Here is a 12,607-nt window from a genome sequence, read left to right on the forward strand (position 1 = left end):
TTTTGTGCGGGCAGCCTGTTCGCTGCGCTCACGGTCTGTCCAACTGGCTGCGCCAGTTGTCGAACCCCGGTCGGGGATTCTCATCCCCCTTTTCGGAGAATATAAAAGAAAAAAAGCCCGTACTTTCGTACGAGCTCTCATCTCAAATATGGCGGTGAGGGGGGGATTCGAACCCCCGATACGTTGCCGTATACACACTTTCCAGGCGTGCTCCTTCAGCCACTCGGACACCTCACCATATTGTTTTGCTGCCTGACCGCTTGGGGGGCAACGGGGCGCTACTATAGGGAGTTGCGCTGACACGGTCAAGCAGATTTTCAGCTTTAGTACCTGTTCGGTTAAGCAATAATCAGCTCCACGGTTTTTACGCCGTGGAGCAGGGGATAACGCTGTGAATCGAGAACTTGACGGTTTAAGGGGGCGCTGGATCTCGGAGATCACAGCGGCAGTCCTCCTTTATTACGTTCAGATCTGGCCGAAGCGGCCGGAATTGAAATCGCGAATGGCTTCGTTGATTTCACTCTTAGTGTTCATCACAAACGGGCCATAGCCCACGATCGGTTCATTCAGCGGCTCGCCGGCCATCAGCAGCACTTTTGCATCGCTGTTCGCCTCCAGGTGCAGTTTGTCACCTTCCTGACTCAATACGACCAGCTGGGCTTCACCCGCCTGAGTTGCACCGTTCACCGTGATGCTGCCTTCAAGCACGACCAGCGCCGTGCTCCAGCCTTCAGGCTGATTGAGCGTCAGATGGCATCCCTGGTTCAGCGCGATGTCCCAGACGTTAAGCGGCGAGAAGGTGTGCGCCGGGCCTGTCACCGTGTCGTAGCGACCGGCTATAACTCGCAGCGAACCGCTGTTATCCGACAGCGTCACCACCGGGATGTCGGCTTTCGTGATGCTCTGGTAGCCCGGGGCCGCCATCTTGTCTTTCGCCGGCAGGTTGACCCAAAGCTGCATCATTTTCAGTTCCCCGCCTTTCTGCGAGAACGCGCTGGAGTGGAACTCCTCGTGCAAAATGCCTGCCCCTGCGGTCATCCACTGCACGTCGCCAGGGCCAATGACGCCGCCTTTACCCGTGGAGTCGCGATGCTCCACTTCACCGGCATAGACGATAGTGACCGTTTCAAAACCCCGGTGAGGGTGTTGGCCTACGCCGCGTTTCGCGCCATCAGCAGGAAAGGTATATGGGCCCGCGTAGTCCAGCAACAGGAACGGGCTGAGCGGCTCGCCGTGCGTCTGATAAGAAAACATTGAACGGACCGGGAAACCATCGCCAACCCAGTGCTGGCGGGGAGCGGTATAAACGCCTGTTACGTTTTTCATGATTAACTCCTGATGTTCTGTTGATGTAATTAGCTTATATTCAGGGTCAATATCCCGGTAGATAGTGAAAATGGCATTCACTGTTCTGAAAATAGAACGATGAGGTTTTATGCAGGATCTCAATGACTTTGTCTGGTTTGTGAAGGTGGTGGACTACGGTGGCTTTGCTGCGGCGGGAAGGGCGCTTGATTTACCGAAGTCCAGGCTAAGCCGCCGGATTGCGCAGCTGGAAGAGCGGCTTGGCGTACGGCTCATCCATAGAACAACCCGGCATTTTACGGTGACCGAGGTCGGCCAGACGTTCTATCAGCACTGCAAAGCGATGATGGTGGAGGCCGAGGCTGCCGAGGAAGCCGTGGCGGCACTGCAGGCCGAACCGCGCGGTATCGTCAGGATCACGTGCCCGATAACCTTACTGCATGTCCACGTTGGTCCGATGCTGGCAAGATTTATGGCGCGCTACCCCGGGATCAATCTTCAGCTTGAGGCGACTAACCGGCGTGTAGATCTGGTGGGAGAGGGCGTGGATATCGCGATCCGCGTACGCCCGCGTCCGTTTGATGACAGTGACCTGGTGCTAAGGGTGCTGGCTGACAGGGGGCATTGCCTGGTGGCAAGCCCGGCGTTGATTGCCCGTCTGGGGGAACCGTCAATGCCGTCTGAACTCAGCGCCTGGCCTGGATTAAGTATGGGAGAGGGAAAGCACAACCATAAGTGGGCACTTTCCGGACCCGACGGGGCGAAAGCGGAGATCCATTACCATCCCCGTTTGATCAGTACGGATATGCTCGCGCTGCGTGAAGCCGCCATGGCAGGCATTGGCGTGGTGCAGTTGCCGATTTTGATGGTGAAGGATCAGCTTGCGTCCGGTGAGCTGGTCCGGGTGCTTGAGGCATGGGAACCCAGACGGGAAGTGATTCATGCCGTTTATCCTTCAAGACGCGGTTTGCTGCCCTCCGTTAGGGCGCTGGTGGATTTTCTGACTGAAGAGTATGCGAAGATGGTGGAAGACTAGTTTTTTCCAGGTCGGGTAAGCGCAGCGCCACCCGACATGAGTTTTCGCACAGAGCCACAAGGTTCGAATCCCCCCTGCATGCGTACAATATGCGAAAAAAAAAGCCCGCATTTTCATGCGAGCTCTTCTTTAAATATGGCGGTGAGGGGGGGATTCGAACCCCCGATACGTTGCCGTATACACACTTTCCAGGCGTGCTCCTTCAGCCACTCGGACACCTCACCATATTGTCATCCCGTTGTTGACGGGACGGGCGCTAATGTAAGGAAAAGCCGAACTGCCGTCAACTCACTTTTTCAGTAATTTAGCGCGTTTAGACAAACTTCAGGCAACATGATTCTTAAATGTGCATAAAATGCCTCTTTTATCAGCAACGCGGTTTCCTGATAAATTTGTTATGCTGACAATCCACTTGAAAATGAAAGCAAAACAGCGCAATAAAAGGCAGGAATGACCATGGATATTCTCTTCTATCACCCTACATTTGATAACGCTTACTGGATTGACGCACTTTCGGCGGCGCTGCCCGGCGCACGCGTACGCGAGTGGAAGCGCGGCGATAATGAACATGCTGACTATGCGCTGGTCTGGCATCCTCCGGTAGAAATGCTCCAGGGCCGCAAGCTGAAGGCCGTTTTTGCCCTGGGAGCCGGCGTGGATTCCATTCTGAGCAAACTTAAGGCACACCCTGAAATGCTGCCGGAAGACGTTCCACTGTTTCGCCTGGAAGATACCGGAATGGGCCAGCAGATGCAGGAATATGCCGTGAGCCAGGTTCTGCACTGGTTCCGCCGCTTTGATGACTATCAGGCATTTAAGCAGCAGGCCCGCTGGGAGCCGCTGCCGGATTACCGTCGTGAAGACTTTACCATCGGCATCCTCGGCGCGGGCGTGCTGGGCTCAAAAGTGGCTGAAGCCCTTGCTCCGTGGGGCTTTCCGCTGCGCTGCTGGAGTCGCAGCCGCAAAGATTATCCGGGCGTAGAGAGCTTTGCCGGGACGGATGAACTCCCGGCTTTTCTGAACGGTACGCGCGTGCTCATCAACCTGCTGCCCAATACGGCGGAAACGGTCGGTATCATCAATGAAGCGTTGCTCAATCAGCTCGTCGATCGGAGCTACCTGATGAACCTGGCGCGCGGGGTGCATCTGGTCGAGCCCGATCTGCTGAAGGCGCTGGACAGTGGAAAGCTTAAAGGTGCCATGCTGGATGTCTATAGCCGTGAGCCGCTACCCGCGGAAAGCCCGCTGTGGGCGCACCCGCGCGTCGCGATGACCCCTCACGTGGCCGCCGTGACGCGTCCGGCAGAAGCGGTGGCGTATATATCCCATACCATCAGCGAAATGGAAAAGGGTAACCCGGTCACCGGCCAGGTCGACAGACAGCGCGGCTACTGAGAGAAACCCGGCGTTCGCCGGGTTTTTGCTAATATTCGCCGCTGATAACTGCTATCCTTTGGAAAAACCGCAGAGGAGAGAGAGATGTATCCCGTTGACCTGCATATGCACACCGTCGCCAGTACCCACGCTTATAGCAACCTCCATGATTATATCGCCCAGGCGAAGCTTAAAGGCATCAAGCTGTTCGCGATCACCGATCATGGCCCGGATATGGCGGATGCGCCGCACTACTGGCATTTTGTGAATATGCGGATCTGGCCACGTCTGGTGGACGGCATTGGGATACTGCGCGGCATTGAGGCAAACATCAAAAATACCGACGGTGAGATCGACTGCACCGGACCGATGCTGACGTCTCTTGACCTTATCCTCGCCGGCTTCCATGAGCCGGTTTTTGCTCCTCAGGATAAAGAGACCAATACCGCGGCGATGATTGCCACCATTGCCAGCGGCAATGTGCACATTATCAGTCATCCCGGTAACCCAAAATATCCGATTGATATTCAGGCTGTCGCGCAGGCGGCAGCGAAGCACCGCGTGGCGCTGGAGATTAATAACTCCTCTTTTGTTCACTCGCGTAAGGGCAGTGAAGCCAACTGTCGCGAAGTGGCGGCCGCCGTCCGCGATGCGGGCGGCATGGTGGCGTTGGGCTCAGATTCTCATACCGCGTTTACGCTGGGTGATTTCAGCGAGTGCCTGAAAGTGCTGAATGATGTTAACTTCCCGGAAGCGCAAATCCTGAACGTTACTCCGCGCCGCATGCTCGATTTCCTTGAGTCCCGCGGAATGGAGCCGATTGCCGAATTTGCCGATCTTTAATTGTGTAATGGAATAATAAAAAATGAACGAGTTTTCCATCCTCTGCCGCGTGCTGGGTACGCTCTATTATCGCCAGCCGCAAGACCCGCTGTTGGTTCCGCTTTTTACGTTGATTCGTGAAGGTAAACTGGCGCAGAACTGGCCGCTGGAACAGGATGATTTACTGGAACGTCTGCAAAAAAGCTGCGATATGCAGCAGATTGCGACGGACTACAATGCGCTGTTCGTCGGCGATGAGTGCCGCGTTTCGCCATACCGTTCTGCCTGGCAGGACGGGGCGACGGAAGCGGAAGTCCGCGCTTTCCTCTCCACCCGCGGTATGCCGCTGAGCGATACGCCGGCGGATCATATCGGTACGCTGCTGCTTGCTGCCTCCTGGATCGAAGACAACGCCGGGGATGATGAGAACGAAGCTATCGAAACCCTGTTCGAAACGTACCTGCTGCCGTGGGTCGGAACATTCCTTGGTAAAGTTGAAGCGCATGCCTCCTCGCCGTTCTGGAGAACGCTGGCACCGCTCACGCGCGACGCGATCGCGGCGATGTGGGATGAGCTCGAAGAAGAGAATGAAGAGTGACCTAAGTCACATAAACTCTGCAACTCTGCATTTCAATTTGCACATAATGTGCTTCTGATCTCATTTCTATGGTGCGCTTCTGCTAAGATGCGCGCCATGAACATATTACTTTGTATCGCAATAACGACGGGCATTCTCTCCGGACTTTGGGGATGGGTGGCCGTGTCTCTCGGATTACTCAGCTGGGCCGGATTCCTTGGCTGTACGGCCTATTTCGCCTGCCCGCAGGGGGGCGTCAAAGGGCTCTTTATCTCTGGCTGCACCCTGATGAGCGGCGTTATCTGGGCGCTGGTGATCATGAAAGGCAGCGCGCTGGCGCCGCATCTGGAGATGCTGGGATACGTGATGACGGGCGTTGTTGCCTTTTTAATGTGCATCCAGGCTAAGCATCTGCTGCTTTCATTTGTTCCTGGAACCTTTATTGGGGCGTGTGCGACCTTTGCAGGGCAGGGTGACTGGAAGCTGGTGGTCCCCTCCCTGGCGCTGGGGTTGCTGTTTGGCTATGCCATGAAAAACAGCGGTCTTTGGCTGGCGTCGCGGCGGGAAAAAGCGCAAAACGTCACGGCTGTGAGCGAATAAAAAAAGGCGAGATAATCATCTCGCCTTTTTTATGCGCTTCCTGTCAGGATTCCGGAGGGACTGACATATCGCGGTATTTCACCAGTATCGGGTTCTGCACGTCTGCTTTGTTTTGCAGATCCCACAGCCCGCGGTCAATACCGTCGTTGATTAAGAAGATCACGCCGGTTTCAATGGCTGACATCAGACACATCATGACCGGCTCGTTGGAGGTGTAGCCAATTTCACCCTCCAGCAAACGCTGGTAATCGATGAAGCGGAATACCCCTGCCTGAACTTCATAGGACAGTATGGTTTTGCTGGTGTTCACCGAAGAGAGCACTTCGCCTGTACTGACGTTGACCACACGCAGGTTAACGGCAATTTGGTCGAGCTGGTATTGGGTATCCGCGCCGATACCGAAATACCGCGCGCCCGCTCCACCCGATTTAACATTACTTTCGTAGCCAATAATCGATCCTTCAATCATCACGTTCGCTGCCGCCAGAGATTCCAGAGGCGTACGGTTATTGGCCGCGACGGTACCATTTTCCTGTGCTGCACGAATGATTTTACGTTCATTCAACAGGTTCTGGAGACCCTGACGTTCCAGGGGAATAAACCAGTGCGAATCCTTGAGCGCGGTAACCAGCATCGCGGTTGCGCTTTGCGGCACGGCCGTGGAGAAGTTACTTGCCGGGTAAGGTTTGAATTGCCCGGTTTCATCCTGAATGTTGTATACGGAGACAAATATTTTCCCCGTTGGAGCAGGTAAATGCGTTAAATCACGATAACTCTGGGCCCGAGGCATTAATGTAGGTTTTGCAGCTTCTTTAGGTGGAGCAGTTAAACAACCGCTCAATAAGCACACTGCAACAAAAATCAGGAAGCGCTGCATGATCGTTGTCCTTATTTAGCTATTGTTTAAAAGTCAGTTGAATTACTTTGTAGACCGGAAACCTGAATGGTGGAGATTCTTCCGGTTTTACGATCGGTCACGTTCAACTGAAGCTGTCCGTCAGTGTTGGCGATATCAACGATAAAGTCGTTGGTCACCATCCGGCCGGGTTTACCGGTATTAATGTTGGTCAGTAACCCACCTAAAATCTGCGACTGAATAGCTTGAGTGAAGTTGTCCAGTGCGGACGGGGTATCAATGCTAAAATCCTTTAAGCTGGGATCCTTATAGGAGTTTTGCGCCTGAGCTTCATTCAGCAGGAACGCGCCGTTGTTAGGGTTACCGCCAAAGTTAGGGTTACGGAACTGAAACGTCATGTTTCCGGCCCAGCTTATGGGTGTTATCAGCATTATCGAAACAACTGCATATGCAATACGCATGACAGCCTCCGCATATCGGTTCGCTAGAACTCGTCTTTTGCTAAATCGCTGGTGCTTAATAGGGCTTTATCTATTTGCAGGCGATTAATAGCGTCTTCTGATTGTGCCAGTGCCAGGGCTACGTTTTTATCGAAGTCCATTTTTGTGGGGAATAAAAACGTTTGATAAATAACGTACTGATTAGCCGTTATTGTTATCCAACTTCCCCATCGTGCACTGGGCCGCTCGTTGATCGTTATATTTCCGGTATAAGTACTGTCCCATTTATCACTAAAGGCACGGTAAAAACTGTGCCCGACCGATGAAACAGTGTGGTCTGTTAACAATCCGGGAACTTCGACCTCGACGGCCTTCAGATTCCCGGCAGCGAGCAGGAAACTCGCTGCGGCGATCCAACTCAACGTGCGCTTCATGTGATTAACGCCTGAGGTTATCGTTTGCCCACGAAACAGCCTGAGTTCTGTTTTTCACAGCTATCTTCTTGAAAAGATTATAAAGGTGCGTCTTTACCGTATTTTCGCTGATAAATAACGAACGGGCGATTTCAATATTTGAAGCACCAATGCGTAACTTATTCAGGATCTCTTTCTCACGGTGCGTGAGCAGTGCTGACTCTGAGCTGTTATAACGATAATTTCCCGAGTGCGTGATGAGATAACTGGCAAGCTTTTGCGAAAAATAACACTCTCCGCGCAATATACCTTGCAGACCCTCAACTACCCGGTCTTCTTCTTCTGTGACGTAGAACACGCCATTGATATGCGGCCAGCTTTCAATATCTCTGAAAGGATATTCATCAGGCGTATTCAACAATAGCACGCGGATATTGTTGTTTTTCCTGCTTAAAATATCTTGCCAGTAATGGATAAGTTTTTTATCCGCTTCCATCATATCGAAAAGAATGATGCTGCCAGGTGCAATATCATCAAAAGAACGTTGAATATTATGCAATTTCCCGTTCAGTGATAAAGATTGCTTTAAATGTTGTAATAATGCTGTCGCTTGCAGAGAAGGTTTTGTGATCAACAGTAATGTATGACCATGTAAACTATGGACTTCATTATACATGATGAAACCCCACTTTATTTGGCACCTGGCAGCTGTCCTCCTGTTTAAAAGAGGACACCAGAAGTACTGACAGATGTTGCACTGCTGTGTGTAGAATCAGACCATAACCTCCACAGGGAGGTAAATATAAAACCAATTTCGTACATCTAATTTCAATCTAGCTTTTACGAAGTTTAAAGCAAGTGTTAAACATGTTACATAATGTAAAAATCAATATTAATTTGTGAAATTGAGTTGTTTTGAATGGCGAGAATTGATGAGAAAGTTGTACACATAAATAGAGCTGCACAGATTTTAAAAATCATACAAATATTTTTAATTTCATGATTTAAAAGGATATTTATTATTTTATAAAGCAATAATTTAGTATGAGTTACAGGTTTTTACTAAGCCATCGAATGAGCAGCAGTCTGGCTTAAGAAAAGAGGTCTCGTGTCACGTGCTGAGAAAAAATGTTCTCATGCCGTTACGTTTAAACACCCCGGGAGGAGGCGTGGACAGCTTTTGTGTTGCTGTACAACCCTTTCGACAAATGCATTTAATAAAAAATATAAGCTGGCCTGAATAAAGTGGTTTTTGATGTGAATTACGACTTTGTGGTGATCTGAAAAATAAAAATAAGCCGCGCGGGTGAGATATTTAAAATGTTTCAGCGGACATACTCTTCACCGTAACGACGCGTTAACACAATACGAATCGTTTTTACATGTGACACTGTTATAGGGTTATGGAGTTATTCAATAACCAGGTCCAGGGTGACAACATGAAATACACATCGTTATTTATGATGTTTACATTACTGGGTGCGCCTGGATTTGTATCCGCAGCGAATTCAGATTTAGCAAATGCTGAATATAACTTTGCGGTTAACGAATTAAGTCTTTCATCACTCAATCAGGCAGCCATTATTGGTCAACAGGGTGTTTTCAATGACGCTCAGGTTCGCCAGGAAGGTTCGAAACTATTGTCCATTGTTTCCCAGGATGGGGCAGGCAACAGAGCGAGAGTTGATCAATCAGGGAGTTACAATATAGCCTGGATCGATCAGAGCGGAAACGCGAATGATGCAGGTATTACGCAAGATGGATACGGTAATAGCGCAAAAATTATCCAGAAAGGGTCGGGTAATAGAGCAAATATTACGCAGTACGGTACGCAGAAAACCGCAGTTGTAGTGCAGAAACAGTCGCAAATGGCGATTAACGTTATTCAACATTAGCGCTTTCGCGACGACTTTAATCAATCCGATGGGGGTTTACCATGAAATTTCTCAAAGTGGCAGCGCTTGCAGCAATCGTAGTTTCTGGTAGTGCTATGGCGGGTTCTATTAATCAGGGCGGCTGGGGTCATGGGCATGGTCATGGCGGATACAGTGGTCCAAATTCAACCCTGAATATTTATCAGGACGGTGGCGGTAACTCCGCGGTTGCTCTGCAGACAGACGCCAGAAATTCCGTGCTGAATATTACCCAGAAAGGTGGCGGTAACGGCGCTGACGTTGGTCAGGGTTCTGATGACAGTAAAATCAACCTGACCCAGAAAGGATTCGGCAACAGTGCAACACTTGATCAGTGGAACAGTAAAAAATCTGTTATGAACGTTAGCCAGTCCGGCGGCTTTAACGGCGCACTCGTTGACCAGACTGCCTCTAACTCTACTGTCAACGTTACCCAGATCGGCTTTGGTAACCACGCGACAGCTCATCAGTACTGATACTGAAATCTGTGCTACAAAAAAACAGGGCATCAGCCCTGTTTTTTTTCGGGAGTTCATCATGAATACCTTAATTCTCCTGGCCGCGCTTTCCAGTCAGATCACCTTCAAAACGTCGCAGCAGGAAAATATGACCACCATTATTCCTCAGGTCACTCTGGCGCAGTCGTGTGATTGTCAGGTTCAGATTGTTTCTTTACGAGAAGGGCAGGGGGGGCAAAGTTCTTCCCGGCAGCAAAACACACTTTTTATACCCGCTAATCAGACGATTGATTTAATGCGCCTGAGTTTAAATATTAATGCAGGAGACACGGTAAAAATCGTTGTCACCGTTACAGATGGAAAATCGCTTCATTTATCACAACAGTGGTCGCCAGCGGAACGTTCGCTATAAAAATGTATTAAATCAATACGTTGTGAATGTGGCGGGTCTGTGGCGTTGAGCTATGCTGATATCAGGGACCAGGTCGTTATGTTCCGTAACGTGAAACTTCGTTTGCCGTAATAAATGAAGCGCGTTTACCCCTCATGGACGATTTTCATTGAGGAGTACCTATAATGAACAACTATTTTGCTCGACTCGTAGCAGGTCTGGGTCTGGTCGTTTCTGCTTTGAGTATCCCGGCTTATTCGGCCACAGTTGTTGACGGCGGTGTCATTCATTTTCGCGGTGCTATCGTCGCCGACCCTTGTGAAATCACTCCGCAGAAGCAACAATTTGCAATGTCATGTCCAAATAATAACCGTATGCAAACGCGTATGGTCAGCTATGAAGAGGCGCTTAACGGGAAAGTGAGCGACTCAAACCTGGCAACGCTCAATATGAAATACCTTAATCCTGAAAAAACGCTTGCAGTTATTGAAATCCAGTATCGCTAATGCGCGTTCTCCCCGCCCTGAGGAGGAAGAGGATTTTTTCTGATAGTTTTTTCTCCCGGTCACCTCTGCGATACACTTAAGAAAAAGGCGGATTGCAGAGGGGCTTTATGAAACCGCAAATTGAAATTATTCAAGGCGATATTACGACAATGCACGTCGACGTCATCGTCAATGCGGCCAATCCTTCCCTCATGGGGGGAGGCGGTGTAGACGGGGCGATTCACCGTGCTGCCGGACCGCAGCTGCTCGAAGCCTGTAAAACCGTGCGGCAACAGCAGGGCGAATGTCCTCCCGGTCATGCGGTAATTACGCTGGCGGGCAATTTGCCCGCCAGAGCGGTTATTCATGCCGTTGGGCCCGTCTGGCACGGTGGCGATCGGCACGAAGCGAGTATTCTGGAAGAGGCTTACCGGAACTGTCTGCGACTGGCCGCCGACAACGGTTATAAAACGATGGCGTTCCCGGCTATCAGCACCGGCGTGTATGGTTATCCTAAGGCAGCAGCCGCAACGATCGCTGTAGAAACCGTTTACCGCTATCTGTCGTTAAAACCGCTGCCAGAGAAGGTGATTTTTGTCTGTTTTGACGACGACACCACGCATCTTTATCAGCGGCTTCTGACTCAGCGCAGACAAGAGCTGGAAAGCTGAAGCAAACGCGGCGCATCAGGTGCGCCGCGTGGTTTATGAGGCTTTTGCCTGCGGTTTTCCTGAAAAGAGGAAACGCAGGAGCGGGATCCGCAGATGGATTTCGTAAAGTACGATCGCCACCCCTACCACAAAAACCAGCCCGGTAAAGAAGCCCAGCGTGTTGGAGGCGATGTGCGGTGTGATGTAAGCCCCGAAGAAAAGCGTCAACGGATGATGCACCAGATAGATAAACAGTGATGCATTAACGAAGTAAGTCACGCGGCTGGACTTAAAGTTCAGCAAGCGATGGCCCAGCGCGAATACCACGTTCACCATCCACAGGCCCAGCAGCATCGTGATCACGCTTTCCGTTTCATACATCCAGGCGTCGCCGCTGCCGTAGCGCTGATTCAGCAGATATGCAGCGAACGCAAGGGTTGCCCCCAGCGCGCACCACGGTGACGGGGTGACAAACAGCGATTTAAGCTTTGGATGAATAAAAGCCAGCGCGCCGATTAAAAAGAACGGAATGTAGAACAGTGACTGCATCACCACGAAATTAAATAACCCGTCGCTCAAAATAGGCGGATAGACGATAAGCAGCGTCCGTCGCACGGCGGCATAAGCGATCCCCAACAGCAAGAAGAGCACTGACAGTTTGCCCATCGTAACGTTGGCGAAGAAGGTGTCGGCTTTCGTGCTCAGATGGTGGCGCAGGCGGCTAAAAATCAACAGACTTACCGTTGTGAGCACTACAAGGACCAGCAGGAACCACAGGTGAGACACCAGCTCCCAGACCAGCGTATTGTACTTTTCATACAGCGTCAGATTCGGCCAGTTCTCCGCTTTGCCTTTGACGTATTGCAGCATAATGAACTGAGGCAGCGTCAGCAGCGGAATTGCGGTCAGCATGGGGATGCCCACGCGCTCCACGCGTACTTTCCACCATCGCTTAAGCGGGTATCGCAGAAACAGCATGTAAGAAAAATAGCCGGATATGACGAAGAAAACCTGCATACGAAAGGCGTGAATAAAGTCGTTAAACAGCGTCAGCCACCAGGAGGGCATCTGGCTATTCACGTGCCAGGTATGGCTGGAGTAAATCAGTGAAATGTGAAAGGGGATCCCCAATAGCATCAGCCAGGCCCTGATCGAGTCGAGGAAATATTCACGTTCTGTTGGTGTTGTGCTCATATAACGTTGTGCATTCTCAGACTTTTCGTCTTATCCCTAAGACTCATAATGGTTACATTCGAAGCCAACCCTACACCAAGACCGACACCCTGT

At 50.9% G+C, this 12,607-nt stretch carries 16 protein-coding genes and 2 tRNA genes; 10 read left to right on the forward strand and 8 right to left on the reverse strand.

The features are described from left to right. Window positions 1–149 precede the first annotated feature (149 nt). Together PUP35_RS07855 and PUP35_RS07860 are read right to left on the reverse strand one after the other, a co-directional pair. A tRNA-Ser gene (locus tag PUP35_RS07855) sits at window positions 150–237 on the reverse strand. A gap of 228 nt (window positions 238–465) precedes the next feature. Beyond that, window positions 466–1,326, reverse strand: a complete 861-nt coding sequence (locus PUP35_RS07860; RefSeq protein ID WP_274242561.1) for a pirin family protein — start codon at window positions 1,324–1,326, stop codon at window positions 466–468. Window positions 1,327–1,435: 109 nt separating this feature from the next. Between PUP35_RS07860 and PUP35_RS07865 the strand changes: the two genes are divergently transcribed. After that, window positions 1,436–2,341 carry a LysR family transcriptional regulator gene (locus PUP35_RS07865; protein WP_252092729.1) on the forward strand — a complete coding sequence of 302 codons (906 nt, stop codon included), beginning with the start codon at window positions 1,436–1,438 and terminating at the stop codon, window positions 2,339–2,341. Between the two features lie 136 nt (window positions 2,342–2,477). Here PUP35_RS07865 and PUP35_RS07870 read toward each other — a convergent pair. Next, window positions 2,478–2,565 (reverse strand) — tRNA-Ser (locus tag PUP35_RS07870). A 232-nt stretch (window positions 2,566–2,797) separates the two neighbouring features. On the opposite strand from PUP35_RS07870, the gene ghrA reads away from it, so the two are divergent. The 4 genes from ghrA to PUP35_RS07890 all read left to right on the forward strand — a co-directional run bounded on the left by ghrA (window position 2,798) and on the right by PUP35_RS07890 (window position 5,714). Beyond that, entirely contained in the window at window positions 2,798–3,736 is a 939-nt protein-coding gene (ghrA, locus tag PUP35_RS07875; RefSeq protein WP_115874709.1) for a glyoxylate/hydroxypyruvate reductase GhrA, read from the forward strand. An 84-nt stretch (window positions 3,737–3,820) separates the two neighbouring features. Further along, window positions 3,821–4,558: a phosphatase gene (locus tag PUP35_RS07880; protein ID WP_008500850.1), complete on the forward strand. Its 738-nt coding sequence runs from the start codon at window positions 3,821–3,823 to the stop codon at window positions 4,556–4,558. Between the two features lie 22 nt (window positions 4,559–4,580). Next, on the forward strand, window positions 4,581–5,135 hold the full coding sequence (locus PUP35_RS07885; protein ID WP_274242565.1) for a TorD/DmsD family molecular chaperone: 555 nt from the start codon (window positions 4,581–4,583) through the stop codon (window positions 5,133–5,135). A 96-nt stretch (window positions 5,136–5,231) separates the two neighbouring features. Beyond that, window positions 5,232–5,714, forward strand: a complete 483-nt coding sequence (locus tag PUP35_RS07890; protein ID WP_248173431.1) for a DUF1097 domain-containing protein — start codon at window positions 5,232–5,234, stop codon at window positions 5,712–5,714. Window positions 5,715–5,757: 43 nt separating this feature from the next. Here the strand turns inward: PUP35_RS07890 and csgG are convergent, their stop codons facing one another. From csgG to csgD, 4 genes are read right to left on the reverse strand one after another with little or no spacing between them, the layout of a single operon-like run. Continuing rightward, the gene (gene csgG, locus PUP35_RS07895; protein ID WP_021240792.1) at window positions 5,758–6,591 is read right to left on the reverse strand and encodes a curli production assembly/transport protein CsgG; all 834 of its coding nucleotides are present in this window, start codon (window positions 6,589–6,591) and stop codon (window positions 5,758–5,760) included. A 26-nt stretch (window positions 6,592–6,617) separates the two neighbouring features. Then, window positions 6,618–7,031, reverse strand: coding sequence for a curli production assembly/transport protein CsgF (gene csgF, locus PUP35_RS07900; RefSeq protein ID WP_023311106.1), 414 nt, complete (start codon window positions 7,029–7,031; stop codon window positions 6,618–6,620). Window positions 7,032–7,054: 23 nt separating this feature from the next. Beyond that, window positions 7,055–7,444, reverse strand: coding sequence for a curli production assembly/transport protein CsgE (gene csgE / locus PUP35_RS07905; protein WP_008500845.1), 390 nt, complete (start codon window positions 7,442–7,444; stop codon window positions 7,055–7,057). Window positions 7,445–7,448: 4 nt separating this feature from the next. Then, window positions 7,449–8,099 carry a biofilm master transcriptional regulator CsgD gene (gene csgD, locus PUP35_RS07910; RefSeq protein ID WP_021240790.1) on the reverse strand — a complete coding sequence of 217 codons (651 nt, stop codon included), beginning with the start codon at window positions 8,097–8,099 and terminating at the stop codon, window positions 7,449–7,451. Between the two features lie 763 nt (window positions 8,100–8,862). On the opposite strand from csgD, the gene csgB reads away from it, so the two are divergent. The 5 genes from csgB (at window position 8,863) to ymdB (ending at window position 11,341) form a co-directional block, all read left to right on the forward strand. Further along, entirely contained in the window at window positions 8,863–9,318 is a 456-nt protein-coding gene (gene csgB / locus PUP35_RS07915) for a curli minor subunit CsgB (RefSeq protein ID WP_248173434.1), read from the forward strand. A gap of 41 nt (window positions 9,319–9,359) precedes the next feature. Then, a complete protein-coding gene (csgA, locus tag PUP35_RS07920) occupies window positions 9,360–9,812 on the forward strand; it encodes a curli major subunit CsgA (protein WP_008500842.1) in 453 nt (150 codons plus the stop codon). A 61-nt stretch (window positions 9,813–9,873) separates the two neighbouring features. After that, the gene (csgC, locus tag PUP35_RS07925; RefSeq protein WP_111966172.1) at window positions 9,874–10,206 is read left to right on the forward strand and encodes a curli assembly chaperone CsgC; all 333 of its coding nucleotides are present in this window, start codon (window positions 9,874–9,876) and stop codon (window positions 10,204–10,206) included. A gap of 164 nt (window positions 10,207–10,370) precedes the next feature. Beyond that, complete coding sequence (locus PUP35_RS07930; protein WP_111966171.1) at window positions 10,371–10,691, forward strand: type 1 fimbrial protein; 321 nt, start codon at window positions 10,371–10,373, stop codon at window positions 10,689–10,691. A 107-nt stretch (window positions 10,692–10,798) separates the two neighbouring features. Further along, window positions 10,799–11,341: an O-acetyl-ADP-ribose deacetylase gene (gene ymdB, locus PUP35_RS07935; protein ID WP_111966170.1), complete on the forward strand. Its 543-nt coding sequence runs from the start codon at window positions 10,799–10,801 to the stop codon at window positions 11,339–11,341. A 33-nt stretch (window positions 11,342–11,374) separates the two neighbouring features. On the opposite strand, the gene mdoC is transcribed toward ymdB, so the two are convergent. Then, a complete protein-coding gene (gene mdoC, locus PUP35_RS07940; RefSeq protein ID WP_274242577.1) occupies window positions 11,375–12,514 on the reverse strand; it encodes a glucans biosynthesis protein MdoC in 1,140 nt (379 codons plus the stop codon). Window positions 12,515–12,607 lie beyond the last annotated feature (93 nt).

The sequence above is a fragment of the Enterobacter sp. S-33 genome, assembly GCF_028735835.1.
In the GTDB taxonomy this organism is placed as follows: Bacteria; Pseudomonadota; Gammaproteobacteria; order Enterobacterales; family Enterobacteriaceae; genus Enterobacter; species Enterobacter vonholyi.